Annotated in this window: 22 protein-coding genes and 1 pseudogene; 13 read left to right on the top strand and 10 right to left on the bottom strand. The window is 74.9% G+C overall.

Going from position 1 to position 25,682, the window contains the following annotated elements; translation table 11 throughout:
- The first annotated feature begins 24 nt into the window (after nucleotides 1-24).
- Together ACIRQF_RS11570 and ACIRQF_RS11565 are read left to right on the top strand one after the other, a co-directional pair.
- On the top strand, nucleotides 25-1,314 hold the full coding sequence (locus ACIRQF_RS11570) for a DUF6986 family protein (protein WP_376631429.1): 1,290 nt from the start codon (nucleotides 25-27) through the stop codon (nucleotides 1,312-1,314).
- Nucleotides 1,315-1,393: 79 nt separating this feature from the next.
- Entirely contained in the window at nucleotides 1,394-3,229 is a 1,836-nt protein-coding gene (locus ACIRQF_RS11565; protein ID WP_404091148.1) for a protein kinase, read from the top strand.
- A gap of 254 nt (nucleotides 3,230-3,483) precedes the next feature.
- Here ACIRQF_RS11565 and ACIRQF_RS11560 read toward each other — a convergent pair whose 3' ends face one another.
- Nucleotides 3,484-4,515, bottom strand: a complete 1,032-nt coding sequence (locus ACIRQF_RS11560) for a LacI family DNA-binding transcriptional regulator (protein WP_376631425.1) — start codon at nucleotides 4,513-4,515, stop codon at nucleotides 3,484-3,486.
- A gap of 145 nt (nucleotides 4,516-4,660) precedes the next feature.
- On the opposite strand from ACIRQF_RS11560, the gene ACIRQF_RS11555 reads away from it, so the two are divergent.
- Complete coding sequence (locus ACIRQF_RS11555) at nucleotides 4,661-5,590, top strand: ROK family protein (protein ID WP_404091145.1); 930 nt, start codon at nucleotides 4,661-4,663, stop codon at nucleotides 5,588-5,590.
- Between the two features lie 257 nt (nucleotides 5,591-5,847).
- On the opposite strand, the gene ACIRQF_RS11550 is transcribed toward ACIRQF_RS11555, so the two are convergent.
- Nucleotides 5,848-6,027, bottom strand: coding sequence for a hypothetical protein (locus tag ACIRQF_RS11550; protein WP_376631422.1), 180 nt, complete (start codon nucleotides 6,025-6,027; stop codon nucleotides 5,848-5,850).
- Between the two features lie 174 nt (nucleotides 6,028-6,201).
- Between ACIRQF_RS11550 and ACIRQF_RS11545 the strand changes: the two genes are divergently transcribed.
- The gene (locus ACIRQF_RS11545) at nucleotides 6,202-7,314 is read left to right on the top strand and encodes an NUDIX domain-containing protein (protein ID WP_404091142.1); all 1,113 of its coding nucleotides are present in this window, start codon (nucleotides 6,202-6,204) and stop codon (nucleotides 7,312-7,314) included.
- 224 nt (nucleotides 7,315-7,538) lie between these two features.
- On the opposite strand, the gene ACIRQF_RS11540 is transcribed toward ACIRQF_RS11545, so the two are convergent.
- The 3 genes from ACIRQF_RS11540 to ACIRQF_RS11530 all read right to left on the bottom strand — a co-directional run bounded on the left by ACIRQF_RS11540 (nucleotide 7,539) and on the right by ACIRQF_RS11530 (nucleotide 11,529).
- Entirely contained in the window at nucleotides 7,539-9,335 is a 1,797-nt protein-coding gene (locus ACIRQF_RS11540; RefSeq protein ID WP_404091139.1) for an FG-GAP-like repeat-containing protein, read from the bottom strand.
- 52 nt (nucleotides 9,336-9,387) lie between these two features.
- Nucleotides 9,388-10,080 (bottom strand): MBL fold metallo-hydrolase, encoded by a 693-nt coding sequence (locus tag ACIRQF_RS11535; RefSeq protein WP_404091136.1) that lies wholly within the window; start codon nucleotides 10,078-10,080, stop codon nucleotides 9,388-9,390.
- A gap of 84 nt (nucleotides 10,081-10,164) precedes the next feature.
- Nucleotides 10,165-11,529, bottom strand: a complete 1,365-nt coding sequence (locus tag ACIRQF_RS11530; RefSeq protein WP_404091133.1) for a dipeptidase — start codon at nucleotides 11,527-11,529, stop codon at nucleotides 10,165-10,167.
- Nucleotides 11,530-11,699: 170 nt separating this feature from the next.
- On the opposite strand from ACIRQF_RS11530, the gene ACIRQF_RS11525 reads away from it, so the two are divergent.
- On the top strand, nucleotides 11,700-13,139 hold the full coding sequence (locus ACIRQF_RS11525) for a geranylgeranyl reductase family protein (RefSeq protein WP_404091130.1): 1,440 nt from the start codon (nucleotides 11,700-11,702) through the stop codon (nucleotides 13,137-13,139).
- Between the two features lie 76 nt (nucleotides 13,140-13,215).
- On the opposite strand, the gene ACIRQF_RS11520 is transcribed toward ACIRQF_RS11525, so the two are convergent.
- On the bottom strand, nucleotides 13,216-13,707 hold the full coding sequence (locus ACIRQF_RS11520) for a nitroreductase family deazaflavin-dependent oxidoreductase (protein WP_404091128.1): 492 nt from the start codon (nucleotides 13,705-13,707) through the stop codon (nucleotides 13,216-13,218).
- A 151-nt stretch (nucleotides 13,708-13,858) separates the two neighbouring features.
- Between ACIRQF_RS11520 and ACIRQF_RS11515 the strand changes: the two genes are divergently transcribed.
- The 3 genes from ACIRQF_RS11515 to ACIRQF_RS11505 all read left to right on the top strand — a co-directional run bounded on the left by ACIRQF_RS11515 (nucleotide 13,859) and on the right by ACIRQF_RS11505 (nucleotide 17,048).
- The gene (locus tag ACIRQF_RS11515) at nucleotides 13,859-14,563 is read left to right on the top strand and encodes a TetR/AcrR family transcriptional regulator (RefSeq protein WP_376631409.1); all 705 of its coding nucleotides are present in this window, start codon (nucleotides 13,859-13,861) and stop codon (nucleotides 14,561-14,563) included.
- Between the two features lie 419 nt (nucleotides 14,564-14,982).
- The gene (locus tag ACIRQF_RS11510; protein WP_404091125.1) at nucleotides 14,983-16,314 is read left to right on the top strand and encodes a sensor histidine kinase; all 1,332 of its coding nucleotides are present in this window, start codon (nucleotides 14,983-14,985) and stop codon (nucleotides 16,312-16,314) included.
- A 68-nt stretch (nucleotides 16,315-16,382) separates the two neighbouring features.
- Nucleotides 16,383-17,048, top strand: a complete 666-nt coding sequence (locus tag ACIRQF_RS11505) for a response regulator (RefSeq protein ID WP_376631989.1) — start codon at nucleotides 16,383-16,385, stop codon at nucleotides 17,046-17,048.
- Nucleotides 17,049-17,078: 30 nt separating this feature from the next.
- On the opposite strand, the gene ACIRQF_RS11500 is transcribed toward ACIRQF_RS11505, so the two are convergent.
- Nucleotides 17,079-17,822 carry a maleylpyruvate isomerase family mycothiol-dependent enzyme gene (locus tag ACIRQF_RS11500; protein WP_404091781.1) on the bottom strand — a complete coding sequence of 248 codons (744 nt, stop codon included), beginning with the start codon at nucleotides 17,820-17,822 and terminating at the stop codon, nucleotides 17,079-17,081.
- Between the two features lie 94 nt (nucleotides 17,823-17,916).
- The gene (locus ACIRQF_RS11495; protein ID WP_404091122.1) at nucleotides 17,917-19,140 is read right to left on the bottom strand and encodes an MFS transporter; all 1,224 of its coding nucleotides are present in this window, start codon (nucleotides 19,138-19,140) and stop codon (nucleotides 17,917-17,919) included.
- Nucleotides 19,141-20,226: 1,086 nt separating this feature from the next.
- Here ACIRQF_RS11495 and ACIRQF_RS11490 point away from each other — a divergent pair.
- From ACIRQF_RS11490 to cpt, 3 genes are read left to right on the top strand one after another with little or no spacing between them, the layout of a single operon-like run.
- Nucleotides 20,227-21,459 carry an ROK family protein gene (locus ACIRQF_RS11490; protein ID WP_376631403.1) on the top strand — a complete coding sequence of 411 codons (1,233 nt, stop codon included), beginning with the start codon at nucleotides 20,227-20,229 and terminating at the stop codon, nucleotides 21,457-21,459.
- A gap of 11 nt (nucleotides 21,460-21,470) precedes the next feature.
- The gene (locus ACIRQF_RS11485; protein WP_404091118.1) at nucleotides 21,471-22,295 is read left to right on the top strand and encodes a class I SAM-dependent methyltransferase; all 825 of its coding nucleotides are present in this window, start codon (nucleotides 21,471-21,473) and stop codon (nucleotides 22,293-22,295) included.
- 54 nt (nucleotides 22,296-22,349) lie between these two features.
- The gene (cpt, locus tag ACIRQF_RS11480) at nucleotides 22,350-22,871 is read left to right on the top strand and encodes a chloramphenicol phosphotransferase CPT (protein ID WP_376631986.1); all 522 of its coding nucleotides are present in this window, start codon (nucleotides 22,350-22,352) and stop codon (nucleotides 22,869-22,871) included.
- A 233-nt stretch (nucleotides 22,872-23,104) separates the two neighbouring features.
- Here the strand turns inward: cpt and ACIRQF_RS11475 are convergent, their stop codons facing one another.
- On the bottom strand, nucleotides 23,105-23,698 hold the full coding sequence (locus tag ACIRQF_RS11475; protein WP_382478807.1) for a DUF4865 family protein: 594 nt from the start codon (nucleotides 23,696-23,698) through the stop codon (nucleotides 23,105-23,107).
- 20 nt (nucleotides 23,699-23,718) lie between these two features.
- Nucleotides 23,719-24,291, bottom strand: a complete 573-nt coding sequence (locus tag ACIRQF_RS11470) for a TetR/AcrR family transcriptional regulator (RefSeq protein ID WP_404091115.1) — start codon at nucleotides 24,289-24,291, stop codon at nucleotides 23,719-23,721.
- 161 nt (nucleotides 24,292-24,452) lie between these two features.
- Between ACIRQF_RS11470 and ACIRQF_RS11465 the strand changes: the two genes are divergently transcribed.
- Together ACIRQF_RS11465 and ACIRQF_RS11460 are read left to right on the top strand one after the other, a co-directional pair.
- A complete protein-coding gene (locus tag ACIRQF_RS11465) occupies nucleotides 24,453-24,749 on the top strand; it encodes an SHOCT domain-containing protein (RefSeq protein ID WP_404091112.1) in 297 nt (98 codons plus the stop codon).
- Nucleotides 24,746-25,483, top strand: a pseudogene (locus ACIRQF_RS11460) (ABC transporter ATP-binding protein); the annotation flags it as partial. The gene ACIRQF_RS11465 and the pseudogene ACIRQF_RS11460, both read left to right, overlap by 4 nt.
- Between the last annotated feature and the right edge of the window lie 199 nt (nucleotides 25,484-25,682).

Genomic DNA, 25,682 nt, shown 5'->3' with positions numbered 1-25,682 from the left:
CAGCGGAAAACAGGAGGATCTGGGATGGGTCAGCAGGAGAAGGTGTCGACGAGCCTCGCGGGCGCGGTCAGCGAGGGCATCAGCGCCTCCCTCGCCACCGTGGACGCCGAGCTGGACCGTCGTTACCCGGGAGACCCCGGCACCCGCCAGCCCGTCCACACCGTCTACGTACCCGGCAACGTCTTCGACGCCGGCACCATCCGCTCCTGGGGCGACCAGGCGCTCGCCGCCCTCGACGAGCACGCCCCCGACGCCGCCACCTTCGCGGGCGTCCTGGGCCTCTCCGACGACCTCGCCGAGGACGTCTACGGCCGCGTCCGCGCCAAGCTGGAGCGCGAGCCCATCGAGGACCTGCGCGTCGACTTCGAGGACGGCTACGCCGGCACGGACGAGGACCACGACGCCGCCCGCGCCGCGCGGATCATCACCGAGGCCTACGCGGACCTCAGCGCCGCCCCGTACATGGGCATCCGGATGAAGTGCATGGAGGCCGCCGTACGCGACCGCGGCATCCGCACCACCGACGTCTTCCTCACCGGGCTCATGGAGCACGGCGGCCTGCCCGACGGCCTCGTCCTCACCCTGCCCAAGGTCACCTACCCCGAGCAGGTCACCGCCTTCGTCCGCCTCGTCGAGGCCTTCGAGAAGGCCCACGGCCTCGACGAGGGCCGCCTCGGCTTCGAGATCCAGATCGAGACCAGCCAGGCCATCCTCGCCTCCGACGGCACCGCGACCGTCGCCCGCATGATCGACGCCGCCGAGGGCCGCGCCACCGGCCTCCACTACGGCACCTTCGACTACAGCGCCTGCCTCGGCGTCTCCGCCGCCTACCAGGCCAGCGACCACCCGGCCGCCGACCACGCCAAGGCGATCATGCAGGTCGCCGCCGCCGGCACCGGCGTACGCGTCTCCGACGGTTCCACCAACATCCTCCCGGTCGGCTCCACCGCCCACGTCCACGAGGCCTGGAAGCTCCACTACGGCCTCACCCGGCGCGCCCTCTCCCGCGCCTACTACCAGGGCTGGGACATGCACCCCGGGCACATCCCCACCCGCTACGCCGCCGTCTTCGCCTTCTACCGCGAGGGCTTCCAGGCCGCCGCCAAGCGCCTCTCCGCCTACGCGAACCAGGCCGGCGGCGACGTCATGGACGAGCCCGCCACCGCCAAGGCCCTCTCTTCCTACCTGCTGCGCGGCATCGACTGCGGCGCCCTCGACACCGCCGAGGTCGACGCCCTCACCGGCCTCACCCGCGCGGACCTCGACCGCTTCGCGGCCCCCCGCCGCGGCGACCTGACGGCGACCGCCCCGTAGACGGACGGCTCCCACGGGCCACATCCGCCGCCCCGTACTCTGTACGCGTCCAACGCAGCCGACAGGGAACGGGGCATCGGTGTCATCGGGGGAGTACGAGCGGCTGGCGGGCCGCTATCGATTGGTGCGGCAACTCGGGCGCGGCGGCATGGGAGTCGTCTGGCGCGCGGTCGACGAGGTCCTCGGCCGTGAGGTCGCCGTCAAGGAACTGCGCGCCTACAACGACGCGTCAGGTCCCGAACTGGAGGACCTGCGGCTGCGGATGCAGCGCGAGGCCCGGGCCGCGGCCCGGGTCCGGCACCCGGGAGTCGTCGCCGTCCACGACGTGACCGACCATCAGGGCCGCCCGGTCATCGTCATGGAGCTCGTCGACGGGCCCTCGCTCGACGGTGTGCTCGGCGATCGCGGCGCCCTCGACCCGCGGGAGGCCGCGGGGATCGGCGCCGCCGTCCTGGAGGCGCTCGCCGCGGCGCACGACGTCGGCGTGCTCCACCGAGACGTGAAGCCCGGCAACATCCTGCTCGACCGGTCCGGGCGCGTCGTCCTCACCGACTTCGGCATCGCGGCCATGGACGACCCCGGCGACGGCTCCGCCACCCACCTGACCCGCAGCGGCGAGATCGTCGGCTCGCTCGACTACCTCGCCCCCGAGCGCGCCCAGGGCCATCAACCCGGTCCCGCCTCGGACGTCTGGGCGGTGGGCGCCACCCTCTACGCGGCCGTCGAGGGCAGCGCGCCCTTCCGCCGCACCTCCACGTGGCAGACCTTCAACGCCATCGTCGTCGAGCCCCTGCCCGAACCGCACCGCGCGGGCCCCCTCGCCCCGGTGCTCCGCCTGCTCCTGCACAAGGACCCGGCCCAGCGCCCCGACGCGCGCACGGCGGCACGGTTGCTCACGGCCGTGGCCGAGGGGCGCGACGAACCGGCCCCGGCCGTGCCGGCGCCGGGCGGGGGGAGCCTGCCGCACGTCGCCGGGGCCCCCGTCCCGGGCGCGCCGCCCGGTGGTACGCCCCAGGCGTGGGCGCCGACCGAGCTCGACGCCGTACCGCACGGCCCGCCGGGATTCGGCCCGGCCGTACCGCCGGCGCCGCAGCCCCTCGGGCATCCGGTGCAGGGGCCGGGAACGGTCCCGTTGTCCGCAGGACCCGCCGGGTACGGCGGACCGTCCGCGCCGACCCGGGCGTCCGGTGCGCACGGCGGGACGGCACGCAGGCGTTCCGGTGCGCTCGTCGCCGCCGCGGTCGCCGCCGTCCTGCTGGCCGGCGGTGGCGTGACGTACGCCCTCCTCGACCGGGACGGCGGCGCGGAGCAGGGGCAGCTGGCCGGCGGGCAGTCGCCGACGAGCCCGAGCGCCGACCCCGGGCGGGTGCTCGACCCGGGCGCCCCGGGAAGCCGGAAGACCGCGAGCGGGAGCCCCTCGGCGTCCGCCGACGCCGAGAAGGACGACGTGAAGGAGTCGGGGAAGCCCACTCCCTCGCCCTCGACGCCGTCGAAGGCGCCCGTGCCGGGCGGCGCCGCGGGCGGCACGACGACGGGCGGCGGCAGCGGCGGCAGCAGCGGGGGGAGTACGGGCGGAAGCACGACCGGCGGTTCGGCCGCGACCGGCGGCGGTACGGCACCCCGACCCCCGGCCGGCAGCTGTACCTCGCAGGGCGGCGGGAAGTACGAGTGCCAGGTGTGGCGCACGGAGAAGACGTACCGTCACGACGGCGGCGAGATGGGCATCCTGAACGCCGGCGCGAACTACTTCTACTGCCAGGTCGACCTGGGCCGGCGCGAGACGTACGGCAAGTGGACCAACATCTGGTGGGCCAGGACCGACGACGACAGCGGCAACACCAACGTGTACTTCAGCGTGGTCTACCTCAAGGGCGGCGACAACGACCAGCCTGTTCCCGGCCTGCCGGTCTGCTGACGGGGCGGCAGGGCGGGCTGACGGGGGCTGTGCGGGCGGATGAGCGGGCTGACGGGGGGCTGCGCGGGCGGATGAGCGGACGGGCGTCCGCGATGTCGGCCCGTCCGGCCCCCGTCCGGCCCCCGTCCGGCCGCCGGTCGACGCTCGGCCCGGTCACGGGGCCAGGCAGCCGGACCGGCGCAGCTCGGCGGCCTCGGGAAAATCCCCGGTCAGGCCGTCGTACGGGGGGCGTCCGGTCGTCGCCCGCGGGTCCGTCACCCAGCGGGCGGGATCTCGCCCGAGCCGCGGGCGATCAGCCGGGTCCCGAGCACGACCGTCGCCGGCGCCTCGTCGATCCCGTCGAGGCGCCGGAACAGGCGCTCCGCCGCCGTCCGGCCGAGCGCGGCCGCGTCCTGGGCGATGACCGTGATGCCGAGCAGGTCGGCGAGCTCGATGTCGTCGAAGCCGACGAGGGCCACCGGCCGGTCCCGGCCCGCGAGGGTCCGCACGGCGGTGACCGTCACGCGGTTGTTGCCCGCGAAGAGGGCGGTCACCGGCTCGGGCCCGGAGAGCATCGCCCCGACCGCCTCCGCCACCCGCTCGGGGTCGGTCGGGCCGAGCGCCACCCACTCCTCGGCCACGTCCAGGCCCGCGTCCTCCATCGCGGTCCGGTAGCCGCGCAGGCGCTCCGTCGCCGTGTGGATACGGGGCCGGTCGCCGATGAAGCCGATCCGGCGGTGCCCGTGCGCGATCAGGTGGGCCACCCCGGACCGCGCTCCGCCGAAGCTGTCCGAGAGCACGACGTCCGCGTCGATCCCGCCCGCCGGCCGGTCGACGAAGACGGTGGCGACGCCCGCCCTGATCTCCGGCTCGAGGTAACGGTGGTCACCGCCCGCCGGGATGACGATCAGTCCGTCCACGCGCCGTGCGCACAGCGCGAGCGCCAGCTCCTGCTCCCGGTCCGGGTCCTCGGCGCTGGAGCCGTTGATGAGCAGCGCCCCGTGCGCCCGGGCGACCTCCTCGACGGCGCGGCTGAGCGGACCGTAGAACGGGTCGGCCAGATCCTCCAGGACCAGACCCACCGAAGCCGTACGTCCCTTGCGCAGCACCCGCGCGCTGTCGTTGCGGCGGAAACCGAGCGCGTCGATGGCCTCCTGGACCCGCCGTTCGGTGTCGGGCGTGACGCCCGGCTCGCCGTTGACGACCCGTGAGACGGTCTTGAGTCCGACGCCCGCCCGGGCGGCGACGTCCTTCATCGTGGGCCGATTGCCGTAACGATGTTCGGGGCGGCGGGCGATGTCGGCCACGGTGTGCGGTTCCTCCGTCGGGTGTGCGCTGGCGCGCTCATTTGCGTATCGATCTCGTTGCTGTCGAGCATAGGCCCTGGACAACGTTGTCAGAGGCGGGAAGACTGTAGCCCACACACGCTGTCCCCACAGAGACCCGGAGCCCATGCACACTGAGCTCGTCGTCGCCCTCGACATCGGCGGCACCAAGATCGCCGGAGCGCTGGTCGACGGCGGTGGCCGGATCCGCGTCCGGACCCAGCGGCCCACGCCCGCGCGGGAGGACGGCGAGACGGTGATGGGGGCGGTGACGGCGGTCCTCGACGAGCTGGCCGGATCGCCGCTGTGGGCCTCGGCGGGTGCCGTCGGCATCGGCAGCGCAGGTCCCGTCGACGCGGTGGCCGGCAGCGTCAGCCCCGTCAACGTGCCCGGTTGGCGGGACTTCCCGCTGGTCGAGCGGGTCCACCGGGCGAGCGGCGGACGGCCCGTCACCCTCGTCGGCGACGGCGTCGCGATGACGGCGGCCGAGCACTGGCAGGGTGCGGCGCGCGGCCACGACAACGCGCTGTGTCTCGTCGTCTCCACCGGCGTCGGCGGCGGTCTCGTCCTCGACGGACGGGTCCATCCCGGCCCCACCGGCAACGCCGGTCACATCGGCCACATCAGCGTGGACCTGGACGGCGACCCGTGCGCCTGCGGCGGACGCGGCTGCGTGGAGCGGATCGCCAGCGGCCCGCACATCGCGCGTCGCGCCCTGGACAACGGCTGGCGCCCAGGCCCCGACGGCGACACCTCCGCCGCCGCGGTGGCCGTCGCCGCCCGCGCCGGAGACCCGGTGGCCGTCGCGTCGTTCGAGCGCGCGGCCCAGGCCCTGGCGGTGGGGATCGCCGCGACCGCCACCCTTGTGGAGATCGACATCGCGGTCGTCGGCGGGGGAGTGGCGGGCGCCGGGGAGGTCCTCTTCGCGCCGCTCCGCCGCAGTCTCCGCTCGTACGCCACGCTGTCCTTCGTGCGGGAGCTCCAGGTCGTTCCGGCGCGTACGGGCACCGACGCGGGGCTCCTGGGCGCGGCGGCCGCGGCGACGCCGCGGGGCTGAGGCCGCCGGGGCGGGCGCATCGCGAGCAGGGTAGCCGCCGCACGGTGCCCGACGCGCGCTGCCCGGGGCATTCGGCGTTCGAGGCGCGCTGCCCGGGGCATTCGGCGTCCGGCGCGCGCTGCCCCGGGCACTCGGCGTCCGGCGCCCGCTGCCCGGCACTATGGCCCACGCCGGCTCCCCGGCACCGTGCGGGCCGCGCGGCCCGCACCCCTGCGTCCTGCTCAGGACGCCCGCTGCCCGGCGCCCGCGCGCGCCGTTCAGCCCGGCACCGTGTCCGACCTCCGTTGTTCCACGATCACCAGGAAGGCGTCGGCCGCCAGATCCATCACCACGCGCGCGGGGAGGCCCTCCTCCCGCCGCGCGTGGGCGAACTCCTCCGCGGGCAGGCTGCCGCGAGGGCCTCCCGCCGGAAACCACTCCAGAACCGTTCGGTCCATCTCCGCATCCCCTCGTGCTCGCCGTTTCCAACGACGACGGCTCGGGATGTGTTACGCGCCGGGGGCGTGCCCCGGTTCCGCTGCCCGCTGCTGCGACCGGACCTCTTCCACCGGAGGGTTTCCGTGGCAGGGTGGTGCGGGCAGTCCACTGGGGGCAACCGAAGAGGGGGAATCGTGATCGTCTGGATCAACGGTGCGTTCGGCGCGGGGAAGTCCAGCACCGCGCGCGAGCTGGTCGATCTGATCCCGAACAGCACCCTGTACGACCCCGAACTGGTCGGCGGCGCCGTCTGCCGACTGCTTCCGCAGAAACGTCTCTCGGAGGTCACCGACTTCCAGGACCTGCCGATCTGGCGCCGTCTGGTCGTGGACGCGGCCGCCGCGATGCTCGCCGAGGTCGGCGGGGTGCTCGTCGTCCCGATGACCCTGATCCGGCAGGACTACCGGGACGAGGTCTTCGGCGCCCTCGCCGCCCGCAGGATCGAGGTGCGGCACGTCGTGCTCGCTCCCGACGAAACGATCCTGCGTAGCCGCATCGACAGCCGGGCCGCCTTCGCCGCCGAGGCGGGCGCCGGTGGCGGGGTGGCGGGGGAGCCGGGCTCCGAGGCCTACGCCGACATGTCGGGAGAGACCCCCGCCCAGGCGGCCGAACGCGTCCGCCGCTGGTGCCTCGACCACGTCGGCCCCTTCCGCGACGCCCTCGACGGCTGGCTGGCCGCCGACGCGTACGCCGTCGACACCTCGGCGCTCACCGCCGCCGAGGCCGCCCGGGCGATCGCCGAAGCCGTCGCGGCGGGCCACGCCGCGCCCTGCGGCATCGTCCAGACCCCCGAACCCACTGGCGAGACCCTGGCGGCCGGCGTCCTGCTCTTCGACGAACAGGACCGCTTCCTGCTCGTCGACCCGACGTACAAGCCCGGCTGGGAGTTTCCCGGCGGTGTGGTCGAACCCGGCGAGGCGCCCGCCCGCGCCGGGATACGCGAGGTCGCCGAGGAGATCGGGCTCGAACTCGACACCGTCCCCCGCCTTCTCCTCGTCGACTGGGAACGCCCCCAGCCGCCGGGCTACGGCGGCCTCCGCCTCCTCTTCGACGGCGGGCGACTCGGCACCGCCGACGCCGCCCGGCTGCTCCTCCCCGGCGCCGAACTCCGCGCCTGGCGCTTCGTCACCGAGGAGGAGGCCGCCGACCTCCTCCCCCCGGTCCGCTTCACCCGCCTCCACTGGGCCCTCCGCGCCCGCGAACAGGGCACGGTGCTCAACCTGGAGGCGGGCGTGCCGGTGGGCTGAGGGCCCGGGAGCGGTGGGTGGGCCGAGGCCCAGGAGGCCGGACGGTCGGTCGACCGGCCGGTGAGCGGTCGGCCGGGGACGGGCAGCCGAGCTGCTTCCGCCCCGGCCCCGAGGACCGGCCCGCCCCGGCCCCGAGGACCGGCCCGCCCCGGCCCCGGTGGCCGGGACAGGCCCTCAGGGCTCCGGCCCGCCGAGTCCGCCGCCAAGCCGTCTCTCTTTTGTACCTAGGCGATCGCGCGGATCGTGTTCCAGCTGCTCAGGCCCACTGTCGTGCGCGAACCGTCCGACGGGTCGCCGTCGGAGTTCGTGCCGCCCGCGTAGAACATCAGCGTGCCGGTGCCCTCGTCGGTGGTGGCCCACAGGTCCGCCACGCCGTCGCCGTTCGCGTCGGCGGCCCCGGCGAGGAGGGGCCGGTTGACGGTGCCGTAGCCGTGGCCGTACAGGGTGCGGCTGCCGAAACCGCCGTCGTCCCGGCCCCGGTAGAGCCACACGTCACCGTTGCGGGTGTCCCGGGCGATCAGGTCCGTGCGGCCGTCGCGGTCGGCGTCCCCCGGGGCGGTGAGCGTCATGACGTTCCAGCCGGAGCTGCCGATCTGCACGGGCGCCGCCACGCCGGGGGTCGCGCCGCGCACGCCCGCGTACAGCCACAGCCGGTCGTCGTAGGTGACGACCAGGTCGGGGTGACCGTCGTGGGTGTGGTCCTCGGCGCCGACGACCCGGGCCGTCGCCGGCACGGCGGCGACGACCACCGGTGCGGCGAGGAGGCCGCCGCCGCGGTTGGCGTACACGCGCAGCTCACCGCCGACCCGGGCGACCAGGTCCTCCAGGCCGTCGCCGGTCCAGTCGCCGCGGTGCGTGACGGACGCGCCGGCCCAACCGCCGCTTCCGATCTGGGTGGACGAGCCGAGGGCACCCGTGCCGTCGCCGGGGTACAGCCGCAGCCGGCCCGCGTCGTCCACGGCGACCAGGTCCGGACGGGCGTCGCCGGTCATGTCCCCGGGCACCGGGGCCGGGCGCAGGTAGCCGATGACCGGTGCGTGGTCGGACCAGCCGTTGGGCGGGTCGGTCACCTCCGTGCCCGTGTTCTGCGTCGTGTCCATACGCGTCCGGTCGACCGCGCAGTTCACGAACCGTGCCCCCTGCGTGCGCTTCGTCACGAACAGGTGGTCCAGCCGGTGCACGCTCGGAGTCGCCGCCGCGGCGTCCCAGTACTGGTAGGTGTGGTCGCTGTTGACGCAGCGGTTCATGGTGGCGGTGAGGGGCGCGAGCTCCGCCGCGGTCGAGCTGCGGTTGAAGTCGCCGCCGAGCACCGCGCCGGCCGGCTGGGACTGCGCGAGGTAGTCGCGTACGAACTCGGCCTGACGCTGGGCGACCGCCGCCGCGCCCGGGATCAGGTGCGTGGTGCACAGCTTGTCGGCGTAGCCGGTCATCCGCGCACACAGCAGCGGGAGTCTGCGTGCCGACAGCTCGGCCGGTACCGTCTCGACCCGCTCCACGGGGCCGTCGAAGGTCCCCTTCACCGCCAGCAGCACACCGACGTCGCCGCCCAGTGCGGTCCCGCGGCAGTCCGAGTCCAGGTCCGACTCCCGGTTGGCCACCGCATGGGCGAAGGACCAGCCGGCTCCGAGCCGGGTCTTGAGCAACGCCATGTGGCTCTTGGCCCAGTTGGGTCGCCGCTGGGCCTCCGGAACCGCCTCGTCGTAGCCGCAGACCTCCTGCAGCATCACGACGTTCGCCTGCTGCTCGGCGACCAGCTGGGCCACCTGCTCCGTCTTCGCCGCCGGCTCGTTGCGGTAGGCGCAGTAGCCGGCCGAGCCGCGCGGGCTGCCCGCCTCGCCGCAGATGTTCCAGCTGACCACGCGGAGTTCGCCCGGATACGGCGCCGTGGACGTCGCCACGGCGCTCCCGGCGGCCCCCGGGCTCCCGGCGGCCCCCACGGCCTGTGCCGCGCCCGCCGGTATACCGCTCCAGAGCAGCACCGCGGCCGCGAGTGCGCCCGCGGCCTTGACCGCTGTCCTCATCGGATCCCTCCCCTGATACCCCCGGCCGCTGCGACCAGGGATCTTGAGGAGTCTAGGCAGGTCCGGGCAGGGCGGCCGCGGCCAGCCGCTCCGCCGCGTCCTCGGTCACCGGTTCCCCGTGCCCGCAGCACAGCACCGAGGGGCGGAGTGCGGCGAGGCGGCGCATGGAGGCCAGGGCCTCGGCGCGGTCGACGTGGAAGACGCCGAACATGACGTCCGGGACCGAGGCCACCGTGTCGCCCGTGAACAGGACGCCGTGGCGCGGGAGATGGACCGCGAGCGAACCGGGCGTGTGCCCGGGCGTGTGCACCGCCACCGCGCCGTCGCCGAAGCCGAGCTCCTCGCCGTCCGCGAGTTCGCGGTCCACCCTGGTCGGCGACGCCTCGGGGACGGTGAGCCCGTGCGCGTACAGGGGCTTCTCCCAGTCCAGCAGATCCGGTGCGGGGACCGGGAGTTCGCCCCGGACGACGGGGGCGTCCAGGGTGTGCGCCAGGATCTCCGCGCCGAAGCGGTCGGCCAGCTCCTGCGCCGAGCCGACATGGTCGCGGTGGCAGTGGGTGAGCACGATCCGGCGTATGCGGGACGGGTCGAGACCCGCGCCGCGCAGCGCCGTCACGATCTCGTCGCCCGTGCCCGCCCAGCCGGCGTCGACGAGGGTCAGCTCCGTGTCGTCCCGCCATACATAGGCCTGGCCGACGGAGAAGCGCAGCATGTGGAGCCGGGGAGTGATCTCTACGAGGTCCATGCCGCGAACGTACGTCCGCGGACCGCCCCTGGGGGCCCGTCTACGCTCTGGGCGAGTTCCGCCCAGAGCGTGACGGCCGGGGAACTACGCCTTGGAGCGCGCGTAGTTGAGCAGGAAGTGCGCCTCGGCCACCGACAGGCGCTCCAGCTCCTGCGGCGACACCGACTCGTTCACCGCGTGGATCTGCGCGTCCGGCTCGCTCAGGCCGATCAGCAGGATCTCCGACTCCGGGTACAGCGTGGCCAGCGTGTTGCACAGCGGGATCGAGCCGCCCATGCCGGCCGTCTGCATCTCCTCGCCCGGGTACGCGACCTTCATCGCCTCGGCCATCGAGACGTACGCCGGGCTCGACGTGTCCGCCTGGAAGGCCTGGCCCTGGCCGACCTGCTCCAGGCTGACCCGGGCGTTCCACGGCGTGTGCTTCTCGATGTGCGCGAACAGCAGCTCCGTGGCCTTCGCCGCGTCCTGGCCGGGCGGCACGCGCAGGCTGATCTGCGCGCGGGCGGTCGCCGGGATCGACGGCGTGGCACCCGCCACCGGGTGGCAGTCGATGCCGATGACGGTCACGGCGGGCCGCGCCCAGATCCGGTCGGCGACCGTGCCGTTGCCCGGCAGGTCCACCCCCTCGAGGACCTTCGCGTCCTTGCGGAAGTCGGCCTCCGGGTACTGCAGGCCCTCCCACTCCGCGTCCGCCGGCAGCCCGTCGATGACCGTCGAGCCGTCCTCGGCCCGCATCGAGTCCAGGACCCGGATCAGCGCGGCCAGCGCGTCCGGCGCGGCACCGCCGAACTGCCCCGAGTGCAGATTGCCCTGCAGCGTGTCGACGGTGACCCGGATCATGGTCATGCCGCGCAGGGTCGCCGTCACGGTCGGCAGGCCGACCCGGAAGTTGCCCGCGTCGCCGATGACGATCGCGTCGGCCGCGAGCAGCTCGGGGTGGGCTTCCGCGTAGCGCTCGAGGCCGCCCGTGCCCTGCTCCTCCGAGCCCTCCACGATCACCTTGACGGTGACCGGCACCCCGCCGTTCGCCTTCAGGGCGCGCAGCGCGAGCAGGTGCATCACGAAACCGCCCTTGCAGTCGGCGGCGCCGCGCCCGTACCAGCGCCCGTCCTCCCGCTCGGTCAGCCGGAAGGGCGGGGTCACCCACGCCGACTCGACGAGCATCGGCTGCACGTCGTAGTGCGCGTACAGCAGAACCGTCGGGGCGCCGGCCGGGCCGGGCAGCACGCCGTACACCGACTGCGAACCGTCGGGGGTGTCGAGCAGCGCCACGCCCTGGAAGTCCTCGGCGCGCAGCGCGTCGGCCACCCAGTTCGCGGCGGCCACGCACTCGCTGCGGGGGGCGACCGCCTCGTCCGCGACCGACTGGAAGGCCACCAGCTCCGTCAGCTCCGCCTTGGCGCGGGGCATCAGTGATGCGACGGTCTCGGCGATCGGATTCGCGGTCATGGGCACGCTCCTGGTGGGTGCGACGTTGTCAGGACGACGCCGTGTATCGGTTGTACGGCGAACGCATGGCCGATCCTACGGCGCGGGGCGACACGGCCGGGCCCTGCTACCGAGCCGTAGGATGCGTGCAGAGCAGGAACCACCGGTCGGATCAGGAGCAGAAGCACATCGTGAGCAGCGAGAACGCAGACGCCGGAGCGGCAGAGGCTGGAGCGGGGGCGGTGGGCCCGGACGAGGGCCGGCCGGTGTGGGACGTGGTCGTCGTGGGCGCCGGCCCCGCCGGGGCCTCGGCGGCCTACGCGGCGGCCGTGGCCGGACGCCGGGTGCTGCTCCTGGAGAAGGCCGAGCTGCCCCGCTACAAGACATGTGGCGGCGGCATCATCGGCCCGTCGCGCGACGCGCTGCCGCCCGGCTTCGAACTGCCCCTCCAGGACCGCGTGCACGCGGTCACCTTCCAGAACAACGGGCGCTTCGCCCGCACGCGGCGCTCCCGCCGCATGCTGTTCGGGCTCATCAACCGGCCCGAGTTCGACGCCCAGCTCGTCGAGCACGCCCAGAAGGCGGGCGCGGAGCTGCGCACCGGAGTCACCGTCAGCCGCGTCGAGCAGCACGGTGCGGCGGTTCCGGACCGCCGCACGGTGGCCGTCGTCCTCGCCGACGGCGAGACGGTCCTTGCCCGCGCGGTCGTCGGTGCCGACGGCAGCGCGAGCCGCATAGGGGCGCACGTCGGGGTCAAGCTCGGCCAGGTCGACCTGGGGCTGGAGTCGGAGATCCCCGTCCCGCCGTCGGTGGCGGAGGACTGGAAGGGCCGCGTCCTCATCGACTGGGGTCCGCTGCCGGGCAGTTACGGCTGGGTGTTCCCCAAGGGCGACACGCTGACCGTGGGCGTCATCTCGGCGCGCGGCGAGGGCGCCGCCACCAAGCGCTATCTGGAGGACTTCGTCGCGCGGCTGGGTCTCGCCGGCTTCGAACCGTCCGTCTCCTCCGGGCATCTGACCCGCTGCCGCACCGACGACTCGCCGCTCTCCCGCGGCCGGGTCCTGGTCTGCGGCGACGCGGCCGGTCTCCTCGAGCCCTGGACGCGCGAGGGCATCTCCTTCGCGCTGCGCTCGGGCCGCCTCGCGGGCGAGTGGGCGGTCCGGATCGCCGAGGCGGGCGACGCGGTCGACGCGCGCCGGCAGGCGCTCAACTACGCCTTCGCCATCAAGGCCGGGCTCGGCGTCGAGATGGCCGTGGGCCGCCGGATGCTCGCGGTGTTCGAGCGGCGCCCGGGGCTGCTGCACGCGACGATCACGGGCGTGCGGCCCGCGTGGAAGGCGTTCACGGACATCACACGGGGATCGACGACGCTGGCCGGCCTGGTCCGTGGCAACGGCCTGGCGCACCGCGCCCTCGACCTGCTGGACCGCCGGATCGACACGTCCGCGGGCGTGGGCCCGGCAGGCCGCGGCGTCGCGCCGAGCAAGGAGGACGCGGCGGCGGAGGCCGCCGCCCTGGAGGCGGAGGACGGAGTGGCCGGTGCCGAGCCCGGGGCCGGTGCCGAGCCCGGGGCCGAGCCCAGGGCCGGGGCCGGGGAAGGCGCCGACCGGCAGGTGCCGGAAGCCTCCTGAGCCGGTCGAGCGGCCGGTCGCGCGACCGGTCCTGAGGGCCTCCTGAAGGGCGGTACGGATGGCATCCGTACCGCCCTCACGCGTCGGTGGGGGTGAGGACGATGCGGAAGACAGGGTGCTTGGGCGCGACGGCCCGCAGCTGCTCGTCCGTCGAGTCCGGCCCGACGCCCTGGAAGAACACGCCGACCTCGGCCTTCCAGCGCTTGAGGTAGGCGCGCAACAGGACGGGCTTGTCGTCGTCCGCGATCTCGACCGCCGTGAACGGCTCGACGTGCTTGCCGAGGTGGAGCTCGCCGCCGCCGGCGGCGCGCATGTTGTGGGTCCACTGGACGTGGCCGCGAGGGGCGACGAGGTACTGGGCGCCGTCCACCGTCAGCAGGTTGACGGGGGTGCGGCGCCATTCGCCGCTCTTGCGGCCGCGGACGGCGAGGACGCGGGAGCCCCAGACGCTGATGCCGCGGCGGGTCATCCAGGCGACGGCGCGGTTGAGGACGTTGACCGTGAACCAACCGGGCTTCATGACGTGAGCGGGGCCGGCGGCGGAGCGGTCGGACGGCTGAGCGGACATCGGGGCCTCCTGGAGCAGACTGTTGGTGAGCGTCGCTCCAAACCGTGAGCGGTGCTCTCGCTTGAGAACAGTGTGCACGGATCGGTGCTCTCGGGCAAGAGCAGCGCTCTCGTTTTAGTGCGGTGCTCCGAAACGTGGCAGACTGCTCACCATGACCACCGTCCAGGGAGCCCGCGCCCGCGCCCGCATCGAGATCACCGCAGCCATCAAGGACGAGGCCCGCCGACAGCTCGCCGCCGAAGGCGCCGCCAAGCTCTCGCTGCGCGCCGTCGCCCGGGAGCTCGGCATGGTCTCCTCCGCGCTGTACCGGTACTTCCCCAGTCGCGACGACCTGCTCACCGCGCTCATCATCGACGCGTACGACGCCGTCGGCGCCGCCGCCGAACAGGCCCACGCCGCCGCCGAGACCGCTGCCCCCGGCGCCCACCTCGCCCGCTGGACCGCGGTCTGCCGCGCCGTCCGCGCCTGGGCCGTCGCCCATCCGCACGAGTACGCCCTCATCTACGGCTCGCCGGTCCCCGGCTACACGGCCCCGCAGGACACCGTCGGCCCCGCCTCCCGCACCGGTCTGCTCCTCGTCTCCATCGCCCGCGCCGCCTACCGGGACAAGGGCGTCGCCCCGCCGCCGCTCCCGGCCACGCTCACCGACGAAGCGGCCCGCCTGGCCGCCGACCTGGGCCCCGACCTCCCGCCGGCCCTCTCCGTCGCCCTCGTCTCGGCCTGGGCCCAGCTCTTCGGCCTGATCTCCTTCGAGGTCTTCGGCCAGTTCAACCGGGTCGTCGAGGACCGCGAGGCGTTCTTCACGTCGGCGGCGGAACGGCTGGGGCGGGACGTGGGACTGTTTCCGAAGCCGTGAGGGCGGGGCTCGGCGCGGGGGTCACCGCTCGGCCGGGCCGTACCGCTCGGCGAAGCGGGGCGTTCCGGCGCGGGCGTTCGGCTCGGCCGTCCGTGGCGTACCCCGTCTGTCCTCGGCCTCCGCGCCCGTACTCCCGGGGGAGTACGGGCGACCACCCCGCCCGGCTGACGCCCTCGGGACCACGCCCCGTCTAGCGTGGCCGCATGGACGAAGAGGCGACCAGGACTCCGGGCCCCGGGCCGGACGGAACCCCGGGACGCCGGGGGCCGTGGCGCCGAGGGGACAGCGCCCACGACGCCGTACGCGGTGGGGCCGTACGCGGTGAGTCCCGGCAGGGCGACGCCGTACGCGGTGACGCCGGGCCGGGCACGCACGGGCGGGCGGGGTCCGGGCACGCCCGGACCCGGCACGGTCGAGGGGTGTCCGGCCGGTCCGGGCACGGGGGCCCGTGGCGCGGGGGCCCGTGGCGCGGGGGCCCCTGGGGGTGGGCCGCGCGGGAGCCCGGTGGCGGACTGCCCTGGCGGTCCACGGCCCTGATCACCGCCTTCGTGCTCGTCGGGAGCGGTTTCGCCGCCCGCAACCAGCCCGACCGGCTCGCGCTCGACACGCTCGGCCGGGTCCTGCTGCTGCTCGGTGCCGCGCCGCTGCTCCTGCGGCACCGCCGTCCCGTGCCGGTGGTGTTCGGGGTGGCGGTGGTGACGCTGGGGTACCTCGCGGCGGGCTACGCGTACGGACCGGTCTTCGTCCTCGTCGCCGTCGCCTGCTTCGCCGCCGTCGTGCACGGGCACCGGCGGGCCGCCTGGTGGGCGCTCGGACTGCTGTGGGCGGGGCATCTCGTGCTGGCCCACTGGCTCTACCGCTACCTGCCGCCGGACGGCGACGGTGCCGCCTCCTGGGGGCAGGAGATCCCGGTCGCCGGCTTCGTCGTGGCGATCCTCGCCGCTTCGGAACTCGTCCGGGTCCGCCGCGAGCAGTGGGCCAGGGAGCGTGCCGAGCGGGCCGCCGCGGAGCGCCGCAGGGCCGACGAGGAGCGGCTGCGGATGGCTCGCGAGCTCCACGACGTCCTCGCCCACTCGCTCTCCGTGATCAACGTCCAGGCCGGTGTCGGCCTCGCCCTGCTCGACTCCGACCCCGGCCAGGCCCGTACCGCGCTCACCACGATCAAGGCGGCCAGCAAGGAGGCCCTGGGCGAGGTGCGGCAGGTGCTCGACACGCTGCGGGCGCCCGGCGACGCGCCCCGCGCGCCCGCGCCCGGCCTCGACCGGCTGCCCGAACTGGTCGACCAGGCCGCCGCGGCGGGGCTGACGGTGCGGACGGAGACCGAGGGGCGCCGCCGACGGCTCCCGCCCGGCACGGAGCTCGCCGCCTTCCGGATCGTGCAGGAGGCCCTGACCAACGTGGTGCGCCACTCCGGTTCGCGGACGGCCCTGGTCGTCCTCGGCTACGGCTCCGCCGCGCTCGACCTCCGGATCGACGACGAGGGTCCGGCCACCGGCGACGACGCGGGCGGCAGCGGCAACGGCCTCGCCGGAATGCGGGAGCGGGCCGCCGCGCTCGGTGGCACGATCGAGGCGGGCACCCGGCCGGACGGCGGCTTCCGCGTGCACGCGGTGCTCCCCGTGCGGCCGCAGGAGCCGTCCGCACGGCCGGGGGAGACACCGGCAAGGGCGGAGGAACCGCCGGTACGGCGGGAGGGGCCCGGTCCACGCAACGCCGAACCGCCCGCCGCACGACCGGAGGAGTCCTCGTGAGCCCCGACAGCCCTGCGAGCCCCGAGAGCCCCGAGAGCCCCGAAAGGCCCGTGAACCCGGCGGCTCCCCTGATCAGGGTCCTGCTGGCCGACGACCAGTCGCTGGTACGGGCCGGCTTCCGCGCGCTCCTGGACGCGCAGGCGGACATCGAGGTGGCGGGCGAGGCGGCGGACGGCGAGGAGGCCGCGGCGAAGGTCCGCGAACTGCACCCCGACGTCGTCCTGATGGACATCCGGATGCCGCACCTGGACGGTCTCGCGGCCACCCGTCTGATCACCGCCGACCCGGAACTCGGCGCGGTCAAGGTGGTCATGCTGACGACCTTCGAACTCGACGAGTACGTCTTCGAGGCCATCCGCTCCGGCGCCTCCGGCTTCCTCGTCAAGGACACCGAGCCCGAGGAGCTGTTGCGCGCCGTGCGCGCGGTGGTGGCCGGTGACGCGCTGTTGTCGCCCGGGGTGACCCGGCGGCTCATCGAGGAGTTCGCGGCCCGCTCGAAGCCGCCCGCGCGGGCCGGCGGTCTCGACGAACTCACCGAGCGGGAAAGGGAGGTGATGGCCCTGGTCGGCATCGGCCTGTCCAACGAGGAGATCGCCCGCCGCCTGGTCGTCAGCCCCCTCACCGCGAAGACCCACGTGAGCCGCACCATGGTGAAGCTCGGCGCCCGGGACCGGGCCCAACTCGTCGTCCTCGCCTACGAGTCGGGCCTGGTGCGCCCTGGCTGGCTGGGCTGAGCCGGTCACCCGGAGGGCGGACCGGAGCGCCTACGACCAGACGATGCCGGAGTTCTCCCGCCACAGCCGGGCCAGGGACGTGTCACCGGTGACCGTCACGGCCTCCTGCGGCAGGCGGTTCCACAGCGCAAGGTAGAGCCGGTCGGCGGGTCCGCTGATCTCGCAGTCGGCCGGCCCGTCCGCGTTGCGCTCGGTCCGCGGTGCGTCCGGGGACAGCCGTACGGTCCACACGTCGCCGGTGTCGGTGGTGCGGACCCGGAGCGTACGGGGCACGTCGGAGCGCACCCGGCTGCGGTCCCGGGCGTGGAAGGCAGCGAGGAGTTCGTCGACGCCGTCGGCGGCGATCGCCGGGTCGACCGGGCCGGGGCCCGCGGCGAGCGCGGACTCGGCGTCGGCCCGGTGCACGGTCGTCTCGTGCGCCTGGCGCCGCGCCCAGAACGCCGCCGGCGAGGGCGCGGGCAGGAAGGTCCAGCAGTCCAGGTCCGCCGGAGCGGCGCGCAGGGCGTCGACCAGCAGGCTGTGCCCCTCTCGGAAGTGCGTGAGGAGTTCGTCGCCGTCGAGGTCGGGCTCACCCCCGTCGGGCTGGGGGGAGGCGTGGCCCTCGGCGATGTGGGCGGTGGCCCAGCGGTGCACCATCGTGGTGTGCCGCAGCAGGTCGCGGACCTGCCAGCCGGGGCAGGTCACGACCTTCGCGTCGGGCCCGGCCGTGGCGGCGGCGTCCGCGAGGGCCTTGCCCGCCGCGTCGAGCGCGTCGATGTGCGTGTCGATGCTCAAGGTGTCCATGGTGTCGGATTATCGCGTGCCGCCCGTGCGGTGGCCTCGCGCGGACCGGCGCGCCCCGGTCGACGCGCCAGTGCCTGGGCCGATCTCAACTCGTGCCGCGCACGCCGGTGTTGCGGGACGCGTAGCCCATCGCGGCGGCGCCGGCGGCGAGGACGGCGACCGTGGTGAGGGCCACGGGCAGCGAGAACCAGTCGGCGAGGAAGCCGATGGACGGCGGGCCGAGCAGCATGCCGCCGTAGCCGAGGGTCGAGGCGGTCGCGACGCCGCTCGGACCGGCCAGTGCGCCCGCGCGGGCGACGGCGACGGGGAAGATGTTGGCGAGCCCGAGGCCGGTCACGGCGAAGCCGAGGAGCGCGGCCCACACGGTGGGAGCGAGCGCCCCCAGCAGCATGCCCGCGCCGGCGGTGAGGCCGCCCACGACGACGGTGCGGGTCTGGCCGAGCCGTTCGAGCAGAGCGGTGCCGGAGAGCCGGCCGGCGGTCATGGTGAGGGCGAAGAGCGAGTACCCGGCCGCGGCGATGCCCGGGTGGGCGTGCAGGTCCTGCGCGAGGTGCAGAGCGCCCCAGTCGGCGAGCGCGCCCTCCCCGTAGGCCGTGCAGAGCGCGATCACGCCGAAGACGAGAACGGCCCGGCGTGACCCGGCGGGCCGTTCGCCCGGGGCCTCGGCGCGCAGCTGCTCGGGCGGAGCGGGTGAGGGGTGCCGGAGGAGTACGGGGCCGGCGGCGGCCGTCAGGAGCAGCCCGGCGCCCGTGAGGGCGATCAGGTGCACGGTCGGCGAGAGGCTTCCGGCCACGAGCCCGCCGAGACCGGCGCCGAGCATGCCGCCGAGGCTGAAGGCGGCGTGGAAGCTCGGCATGACGGGCCGGCGGAGTGCGGCGACGAGGTCGACGGCGGCGCTGTTCATGGCGACGTTGATCCCGCCGTACGCGGCACCGAAGAGCAGCAGGACCAGCCCGAGGGCGAGCGGGGAGCGGGTCAGTGCCGGCAGGGCGAGGGAGAGGGAGAGCAGGACGGCGGTGGCGACGGTGACCGGATGGCTGCCGTAGCGCCTGCAGAGGCGCCCGGTCAGGGTCATGGTGACCACCGCACCCGCGGACACCCCGAGCAGTGCGAGCCCGAGGTCGCCGGCGGAGGCACCGGTCTGCTCCTTGATGGCGGGGATGCGGACCACCCAGCCGGCGAAGAGGAAGCCGTCGAGAGCGAAGAACAGGGTCAGGGCGAGGCGGAGGCGGGCCAGGGAGAGGGAAGCGGTGTCTCCGCGGGATCCCCCTGATACGGCGGCCGTCCGTACTTTGTTTAGTAGCGGCACAAACTCAGGATAGGGGTGCGGGGGCGTCGGATTCAAGGCGGGGGTACGGGCGGGCCGTCGGCCCGGCACGGATTGCGGCGCCCAGTGGTGGCCCGTGGCTCGCGCTCCCGGGGAGGGGACAGCGGGCTGCCCAGGGGTCCGTACGGAGGGCCCTGCCCGCGACCGGCACCTGCGGCCGAGGCCCGGGGCTGGGTCTCGGAGGGGCCATGCCTCGGCGCGGCTGGGCCTTCGTGATCCGGCGGGGAGGCGGCCGAGCCGAGGGGCCCGCGGCGGGGCGGGCGAGCCGAGAGGCCCGGCGGCGGGCGGTTCGCTCCCGCGGGAGCCGGCGATCCCGGCGGCGGGCGGCTCCCCGCACGCATGGACCTTCCGGTCGCGGGTGCAGGCCCTCCCCGCTCCCGGGAGCCGCCTGTCCCAGCAAGCGGGACCCGTCCTCCCGTAACCGGATCCGGCCGTCGACCACGCGACGCCCGGGCATCCACCGCGTCCGGCCCGGCCGCCTGTTGCCGGTCCTGCCGGTCGGCGAGCGTGTCTGGTACAGCCACCTGCCGCAGTCCTGCCGGCCGTCGAGCACATCCGGCCCCGCTACCACCGCGGGCCCTGCCGATGGTCGTCGAGCGCGTCCGGTCCCGGCTACCTGCCGCGGCCCTGCCCGGCCGTCCACAGCGCCCGGTCCCAGCCACCTGCCGCGGCCTTGCCGGCCGCCGACCGCGCCCGGTTCCCGGCCGCTCACCCGGGACAACCTCCGGCCACTGCCCGTGACCGGACCCGCCCACCCGCCCAATCGGACCCCGCCACCCCGCTGCCGGACCCGTCCACCGCCCGTGACCGGCTTGCCCGCCACGCGATCGGACTCGGCCACCGCGCGTGACCGGACCCGTCCACCGCCCGTGACCGGCCTGCCCGCCGCCCGTGACCGGCCTGCCCGCCCGCGCGATCGGACCCGGCCACCCCCGCTACCGCACCTGTCCATCGCCCGTGACCGGCCTCCCCACCCGCGCGATCGGACCCGGCCACCCCCGCTACCGGACCCGGCCAAAGCCGGGTGCCCGGAGCCTGGGGTGGGCCGATCATGGGAGACTCGCCCACATGAACGGCAAGGCGACGACGACCCGCACACGGCTGGACAGGGGGCGCAGCGCGCTCGGACCCGCGTTGGAGCTGGTGCACACCGGGAGGGCGCCCACGCGTGCCGTGCTGACCGCCGAGCTCGGGGTCACGCGGGCCACCGCCGGAGCCGTCGCCGCCGAGCTGGAGGCGCTCGGGCTCATCCGGGTCGACTCCAATCCCGGCGCGGCCGCCGGCTCGCAGGGCCGTCCCTCGCACCGCCTCGCCGTACACGAGAAGGGACCCGTCGCCCTCGCCGCCCAGGTCCACGCCGACGGCTTCCGTGCCGCGCTCGTCGGGCTCGGCGGCACCATCGAGGCCACCGCACCCGGCTGTGTCACCGTCTCCGCCGACCCCGCGCAGGTCCTCGGGGAGGTCGTCGCGGCCGGGGCCGCGCTGCTGCGCGCCAGCGGGCGCCGTTGCGTGGGCGCCGGACTCGCCGCGCCGTCAGCCGTGGCCGAGCCCGAGGGCACCGCCCTCAACCCGCTGCACCTCGCCTGGCCCGCAGGCGCGCCCGTCCGCGAGATCTTCGCCGAGCAGGTCCGCGCCGCAGGCATCGAAGGGCCCGCCTTCACCGGCAACGACGTCAACCTCGCGGCCCTCGCCGAGCACCGCCACGGCGCCGGCCGCGGCGCCAGGGACCTGCTGTGCGTGGCCACCGGCCACCGCGGCGTCGGCGGCGCGCTCGTGCTCGACGGGCGCCTGCACACCGGAAGTTCGGGGCTGGCGCTCGAAGTCGGCCATCTCACGGTCAACCCCGAGGGGCGTCCCTGCCACTGCGGCTCCCGCGGCTGCCTCGACGTGGAGACCGACCCGCTCGCCTTCCTCACCGTCGCCGGCCGCGCGCCCGGCCCCGAGGTCTCCCTCCTCCAGCAGGCCCGCGACCTGCTCCGGGACCACCCGGACGACCCCGGAGTGCGTGCGGCCACCGAGGAGTTGATCGACCGGCTCGGCCTTGGTCTTGCCGGGCTCGTCAACATCCTCAACCCCGACCGGATCATCCTCGGCGGCCTTCACCGCGAGCTCCTGGACGCCGATCCGGGCCGGCTGCGCGCCGTGGTCGCCGACCGCAGCCTGTGGGGCCGCAGCGGCGGCGTGCCGATCCTCCCCTGCACCCTGGACCACAACAGCCTGGTCGGCGCCGCCGAACTCGCCTGGCAGCCGGTCCTCGACGATCCGCTAAATGCGTTGGGCGGGGCGCCCGCAGCCGACTAGGGTCCGACCATATGACCGAGACGAGCTCCGCCCCGACCTCTTCCGCCGCCACCACCGGATCATCCGGCTCGTCCGGCACCGCCGATCTTCCGCCGCGCCTCGGTTCCGGACTCGTCTTCCACGGTCCGCTCTCCGAGGACCGCGCCGGCCGGGTCGTCGCGCGGCTCGCCGCCGCCTCGCCCCGCTCGGTGCTGGACATCGGCTGCGGATGGGGCGAGTTGCTGCTGCGCGTGCTCGACGCCGCGCCCGGCGCCGGCGGCCTCGGTATCGACATCAACGGTGACGACCTCGCCCTCGGCCGCCGCCTCGCCGCCGAACGCGGGCTCGCGGAGCGGGTCGTGTACGTCGAGGAGTCCGGGCTCGGGACGACCCGCGGCCCCGCCGACACCGTCCTGTGCCTTGGCTCCGGGCAGGCGCTGTGCGACCCCGACCTCCCGTACGACCCCGCCGTCGTCCTGCGCGAACTGCGCCGTCTGGTACGGCCCGGGGGCCGAGTCCTGTTCGGTGAGGGATTCTGGGAGCACACGCCCACGGATGCCGAACTCGCCCGGATGTGGCCCGGTGCCCGTGTCGACGACCACTTGACGCTCGACGGCCTGGTTGACCTCGCGATCGAGGCGGGATTCCGGCCCGCCTGGATCGAGACGGCGAGCCCGGAGGAGTGGGAGGAGTTCGAGTCGGGCTACCGGCACGACGTCGAAGTCTGGCTCGCCGCCCACCCGGACCACCCTCTCGCCGCGGAGACCCGCGCGCGCGTCGACCGCCAGCGTTCCCAGTGGCTGGGCTACCGCTCGGTGCTGGGCATCGCGTATCTGACCCTGGTGCCGGTGAGCTGAAATCCCGGTGCGAGCCGTGACCGCGCCGCCTACTCTGGCGCGGTGACGACCCGAATGATCATTCTCAACGGCGGCTCCAGCTCCGGTAAGTCCGGCATGGTGCGCTGTCTGCAGGCCGTGCTCCCGGACCCGTGGCTGGCCTTCGGCGTCGACGACTTCGTGGACGCGCTGCCCGCGAAGCTGCGGGACGGGGACGGCGGCATAGAGTTCGGGGAGGACGGCGGCGTGACCGTCGGGGCGGAGTTCCGTGCCCTGGAGGCGGCCTGGCTGGAGGGCATCGCGTCGATGGCCCGGGCCGGCGCCCGGATCGTCGTCGACGAGGTGTTCCTGGGCGGAGCGGCCTCGCAGGAGCGCTGGCGCAAGGTCCTCGACGGCATCGACGTGCTGTGGGTCGGGGTGCGCTGCGACAGCGCGGTCGCCGCCGGCCGCGAGATCGCCCGCGGCGACCGTACACCGGGCATGGCCGCGCAGCAGGCGGAGCTCGTCCACGAGGGCGTGGTCTACGACCTGGAGGTCGACACCTCCCGTACGGAATCCCTGGACTGCGCCCGCGTCATCGCCGGCCACGTGCGCTGACCCTCTGCCCGCCCGGGCCGAGCCGAAGGCGTCCACGCGCCGACCCTCTGCCCGCCCGGCCCGGCCCGACCCGGCGCCGGCCACGCGCGCTGACCTGCCGCCCACGTGTGCCGAGCCGTCAACCCTGCCGAGCGCGCCGAGCCGTCACCACCGCGCCTCGCGCCGAGCCGTCACCACCACGCCTCGCGCCGAACCGGCACCACCGGCCCCACCGGCTCCCTCTCCACCGCCGTTCACCACAGCCGGCCCGCCGGCAACCCCGCCCGGCCCGGCTGGGACACGTGCAGCACCTGGAAGCGTTCGCCCGGCGCGGCCGCCGCGGCCGGCGCCTCCGGGCTCGCCCACAGCGTGAAGGTGAGCAGCTCCCAGTGGCGCGGGTCGACGGCGAGCGCGCTCGCCACCACGCCGTCGGCCGTCGCCTCGCGGGTGTGCCGGGCCAGCGCCTCCGTGACCGCCTCGGCGGGCGGTGCGCCCTCGGGCAGGTGCTGCCGGTGCCGGGTGGCGGTGCGCGCGGGAGCGGCGGTCGCCGGGCCCTCCTCGTACGCGACGGGAGTCCAGTGCTGGACGACCGGCCGGCCGAAGTCGTTCACGATGCCCTGGAACCCGGGGCCCCAGAGGAACGCGTTCATCCCGGCGGCGGTGGCCCACAGGTAGAACGGCGCGTACTGGTTGACCGGGGATCCGTCCGCGCGCTCCCTCATGAGGTACGCCTTGAGGCCCAGACCCGGGAAGGCGTCCAGGAGATGCCCCCGGGTGGCCACCCGCTCGCGGATGATCCGCATGTCGTAGTCCGTGGGCAGCGTGATGTCGTACTGCATGGCGTGCATGAGCGGGACTCCTCGGGGCGTCAGCGGGCGGTACGGGGGGCGAGCAGGGCGAGCAGACCGCTCACGGCGGTGTCGAAGGCGGCGGGGGAGCCGGAGGCGCGGGCCAGCACATAGCCGCCCTGGACCGTCGCGACGACGGTCGAGGCCAGCTCGTCCGCGCTCAGCGGACCGGTGAACTCCCCGCTGTCGAGGCCCTCCTGGACGATTCCGGCGAGCCGGCGGCGCAGCCAGTCGAGCGTCCCGTCGACCGGGGCGCGCAGCTCGGCGCTCGCGATGACGTCGGGGTCCATCGTCAGCCGGCCGACGGGGCAGCCGCGGAGCACGTCGCGCTCGCGCAGCAGATACGCCTCGATCCGGGCGTACGCCGATCCCTCTCCGCCGAGCACCCGCTCCGCGGCGGCCCGCAGCTCGTCGGCGGAGCGCCGGATCGCGGCGAGGGCGAGGTCCGGCTTGCCGTCGAAGTGGTGGTACATGCTGCCCTGGCCCACCCCGGCCGCCTGCTGGATCGCCTTGGGACTCGTGCCGACGTAACCCCGCTCCCACAGCAGTTCGCGGGTGGCCTCGATCAGTCGCTCGGACGCGTTCGCGCTCATGTGGATCACTGTACATACCAGTAGGTACAACGTCGAGGAGCAGGTGCCGGGCCGGCTTCCTACTCCCGCCGGCGTACGCGCGAAGCCGCTGGCCGTACGACGACTCGGGGCCCCCGTCGGAGGAGTCTCGAAGCATCCACCACCAGAGGAGCTGACCGACGATGAACACCCTGGCCCACGCGGGTCCCGGCCCGTGGATCCTCTTCTTCCCGCTCGTCTGGGCAGTCGTGATCGTCACCGTGGTCACCGCCCTGCGCCGCTTCGGCCGGCGCCGGCACGGTGGCCTTGGCGGCTTCGGCGGCCCCGGCGCCCCACGCGTCGACGAGCAATCGCCGATCGCGCTGCTCGGTCACCGCTTCGCCGCGGGCGAGATCGACGAGGACGAGTACTGGCGGCGGCTGACCGTCCTGGAGGAGCAGTTCGGCCGCAGGACCGATGACAAGGGGCGCCGCCGATGACCACCACCACAGAGCTGCCGGCCGCCGCGCGGGTCGTCGACGCGGTCAAGGTCTACGGCCGCGGGGACACCGAGGTCAGGGCCCTGGACGGGGTGAGCGTCGCCTTCCCGGCCGGCCGCTTCACCGCGATCATGGGTCCCTCGGGCTCCGGCAAGTCGACCCTCATGCACTGCGCCGCCGGGCTCGACACGCTGACCTCGGGCTCCGCCCTCGTCGGAGACACCGATCTGTCCGCGCTCGACGACCGGCGCCTCACCCTGCTGCGGCGCGAGCGCATCGGCTTCGTCTTCCAGGCCTTCAACCTGCTGCCGACGCTGACCGTCGCCGAGAACATCACCCTGCCCCTGGACCTGGCGGGCGCCGCCCCGGACCGGGCCTGGATCGACAGCGTCGTCGACACGGTGGGGCTGCGCGACCGGCTCCACCACCGGCCGAGCGAGCTGTCCGGCGGCCAGCAGCAGCGGGTCGCCGTCGCGCGCGCGTTCGCCGGCAGCCCCGACGTCGTCTTCGCCGACGAACCCACCGGCAACCTGGACTCCCGCTCGGGCGAGGAAGTGCTGCGGCTGCTCGGCGACACGGTACGGAGGACGGGCCGGACGGTGGTCATGGTCACCCACGATCCCGTGGCCGCCGCCCATGCCGACGAGGTCGTGTTCCTCGCGGACGGGCGCCTGGTCGACCGGCTCCTCCGGCCGACGGCCGAGCTCGTCCTGGACCGGATGAAATCGCTCGACAGCAGGAGCGAGGACATCCCGCCCACCGGCGCCGCCGCCGCGACCGGGTCCACCGTCCGAGCCAGTGCCAGTGCCAGTGCCGGAGCCGGGACCGCGACCGGGTCCACCGTCCGAGTCGGAGCCGCGGCCGAAACCGGGTCCACCGTCCGAGCCGGTTCCACCGCCCGAGCCGGATCCGAGGCCGAGGCCGGCCCCACCG

This window comes from Streptomyces sp. NPDC101191, from assembly GCF_044767915.1.
Taxonomy (GTDB): Bacteria; Actinomycetota; Actinomycetes; order Streptomycetales; family Streptomycetaceae; genus Streptomyces.
The sequence above is the reverse complement of the archived record's forward strand: the minus strand, read 5'-3'. Positions and strand labels throughout refer to the sequence as shown.

Bases quoted from the DNA above. Each gene is read 5' to 3' on its own strand.
- ACIRQF_RS11520 (WP_404091128.1), bottom strand. From the start codon at position 13,707: ATGTCCGCTCAGCCGTCCGACCGCTCCGCCGCCGGCCCCGCTCACGTC.
- ACIRQF_RS11465 (WP_404091112.1), top strand. From the start codon at position 24,453: ATGAACACCCTGGCCCACGCGGGTCCCGGCCCGTGGATCCTCTTCTTC.
- ACIRQF_RS11485 (WP_404091118.1), top strand. From the start codon at position 21,471: ATGACCGAGACGAGCTCCGCCCCGACCTCTTCCGCCGCCACCACCGGA.
- ACIRQF_RS11540 (WP_404091139.1), bottom strand. From the start codon at position 9,335: ATGAGGACAGCGGTCAAGGCCGCGGGCGCACTCGCGGCCGCGGTGCTG.
- ACIRQF_RS11550 (WP_376631422.1), bottom strand. From the start codon at position 6,027: ATGGACCGAACGGTTCTGGAGTGGTTTCCGGCGGGAGGCCCTCGCGGC.
- ACIRQF_RS11490 (WP_376631403.1), top strand. From the start codon at position 20,227: ATGAACGGCAAGGCGACGACGACCCGCACACGGCTGGACAGGGGGCGC.
- ACIRQF_RS11530 (WP_404091133.1), bottom strand. From the start codon at position 11,529: ATGACCGCGAATCCGATCGCCGAGACCGTCGCATCACTGATGCCCCGC.
- ACIRQF_RS11535 (WP_404091136.1), bottom strand. From the start codon at position 10,080: ATGGACCTCGTAGAGATCACTCCCCGGCTCCACATGCTGCGCTTCTCC.
- ACIRQF_RS11555 (WP_404091145.1), top strand. From the start codon at position 4,661: ATGCACACTGAGCTCGTCGTCGCCCTCGACATCGGCGGCACCAAGATC.
- ACIRQF_RS11515 (WP_376631409.1), top strand. From the start codon at position 13,859: ATGACCACCGTCCAGGGAGCCCGCGCCCGCGCCCGCATCGAGATCACC.
- ACIRQF_RS11470 (WP_404091115.1), bottom strand. From the start codon at position 24,291: ATGAGCGCGAACGCGTCCGAGCGACTGATCGAGGCCACCCGCGAACTG.
- ACIRQF_RS11570 (WP_376631429.1), top strand. From the start codon at position 25: ATGGGTCAGCAGGAGAAGGTGTCGACGAGCCTCGCGGGCGCGGTCAGC.
- ACIRQF_RS11475 (WP_382478807.1), bottom strand. From the start codon at position 23,698: ATGCACGCCATGCAGTACGACATCACGCTGCCCACGGACTACGACATG.
- cpt (WP_376631986.1), top strand. From the start codon at position 22,350: ATGATCATTCTCAACGGCGGCTCCAGCTCCGGTAAGTCCGGCATGGTG.